We start from the raw sequence: 1,848 nt of genomic DNA, 5'->3' as shown, positions 1-1,848 counted from the left end.
GTCCTAGAGTTTATCTCGGAAACCGAAGGGGGTGAATATTCCATCAACCCTCACTATCCCTATGGAAAATGGTATTTTTACGAGCAAATCTTACAAGTACCTGTCTATGGAATTTTTCAGCCAAAAACCGGAGAATTAGATGTTTATTGTTTAGTGGCAGGAAAGTATGAGCAGCAGTTGCCAGATGAGAATAATCGTTACTGGATAAAAGAACTTAACTTGTTTATCGGTATCTGGCAAGGAACCAAAGCTGAATTTACTACTAATTGGTTGCGCTGGTGGGATAAGTCGGGAAATTTGCTATTATGGGGCAGTGAGTTAGTAGAGCAAGAAAGGCAACGAGCCGAGCAAGAGCGTCAACGAGCCGAACAGGAAAAGCAACGAGCCGAACGCTTGGCAGCAAAATTAAGAGCGCTAGGAGTTGAAGTTGATGATAGTGTATGAACTAATTGCAGGCATTGTCCACCTACAGGTCTATTTTATAATTAATTTAATGCACCTACTTAGTTGCGGGCAGTTTATGAGAGCTTATTAAATATTAGGAAGGACTGTTGACGACAATGACACCATCTGCTATTGATTTACCAACAAAATCAACGATAATCACCTGGGAAAAACTGCCCGATGATTTTATTCTACCTGACGAACCTGTGGACAATAACCTGCAACCCCTATTAGCAGCCGCTTTACGGGAATCCCTAGAATTAGCAGGACTAATTCTAGAATCGATGCTAATTGCTTCTAATTTTGGCTTATGTGCTACCGTTAAAACTCAAACTGTTGTCAAAGCACCTGATTGGGTTTATATTCCCTCGGTAAAACCGATTCCTGGCGGAAAAATTCGGCGCAGTTACACCCCCCATCTTGAAGGAGAAATTCCTACCATCGTCCTAGAGTTTATCTCGGAAACCGAAGGGGGTGAATATTCCATCAACCCTCACTATCCCTATGGAAAATGGTATTTTTACGAGCAAATCTTACAAGTACCTATCTATGGAATATTTCAGCCAAAAACCGGAGAATTAGAAATTTATCGATTGAATCAAGGAAGATATGAACAACAAAAACCTAATGAAAACAATCGTTATTGGATAGCAGAGATTAACTTATTTTTGGGAGTCTGGCAGGGAAAAAAAGCGGAAGTAACAGCCTATTGGTTACGTTGGTGGGATAAGTCGGGCAATCTGTTATTATGGGGGAGTGAGTTAGTAGAGCAAGAAAGGCAACGAGCCGAGCAGGAGCGTCAACGGGCCGAACAAGCTGAGTTAGAACTTGAGCAAGAACAAATTGCTCGCCAACGTTTGGTGCAAAAGTTAAAAGAGTTGGGAGTTAATCCTGAAAATCTATAGCCCATTTTAGATATTTGAATTAGTGAAATTACTTATGACAGCCATGCAACTACTTCAGTCAAACCCCTTACCAACTATTACCTGGGAAAAACTGCCCGATGATTTTATTCTACCTGACGAACCTGTGGACAACAACTTGCAACCCCTATTAGCAGCAGCTTTACGCGAATCCCTAGAATTAGCAGGACTAATTCTGGAATCGATGCTAATTGCCTCTAATTTTGGCTTGTGTGCTACCGTTAAAACTCAAACTGTTGTCAAAGCACCTGATTGGGTTTATATTCCCTCGGTAAAACCGATTCCCATCGGAAAAATTCGGCGCAGTTATACTCCCCATCTTGAAGGAGAAATTCCAGCTATTGTCCTAGAGTTTATCTCGGAAACCGAAGGGGGTGAATATTCCATCAACCCTCACTATCCCTATGGAAAATGGTATTTTTACGAGCAAATCTTACAAGTACCTGTCTATGGAATTTTTCAGCCAAAAACCGGAGAATTA

Annotated in this window: 1 protein-coding gene and 2 pseudogenes; all 3 read left to right on the top strand. The window is 41.2% G+C overall.

Annotated features, from left to right (window positions below; translation table 11 throughout):
• A pseudogene (locus O9332_RS22860) lies at positions 1-444 on the top strand (Uma2 family endonuclease); the annotation flags it as partial.
• 116 nt (positions 445-560) lie between these two features.
• Positions 561-1,349: a Uma2 family endonuclease gene (locus O9332_RS22855; RefSeq protein ID WP_012264575.1), complete on the top strand. Its 789-nt coding sequence runs from the start codon at positions 561-563 to the stop codon at positions 1,347-1,349.
• A gap of 34 nt (positions 1,350-1,383) precedes the next feature.
• Positions 1,384-1,848, top strand: a pseudogene (locus tag O9332_RS22850) (Uma2 family endonuclease); the annotation flags it as partial.

The organism is Microcystis sp. LE19-10.1B (assembly GCF_027530565.1).
GTDB lineage: Bacteria > Cyanobacteriota > Cyanobacteriia > Cyanobacteriales > Microcystaceae > Microcystis > Microcystis aeruginosa.
Note: the sequence above shows the minus strand (reverse complement) of the source record. Positions and strands in the feature narration are given on the sequence as shown.

Coding starts and splice junctions, on each gene's coding strand:
- O9332_RS22855 (WP_012264575.1), top strand. CDS start 561: ATGACACCATCTGCTATTGATTTACCAACAAAATCAACGATAATCACC.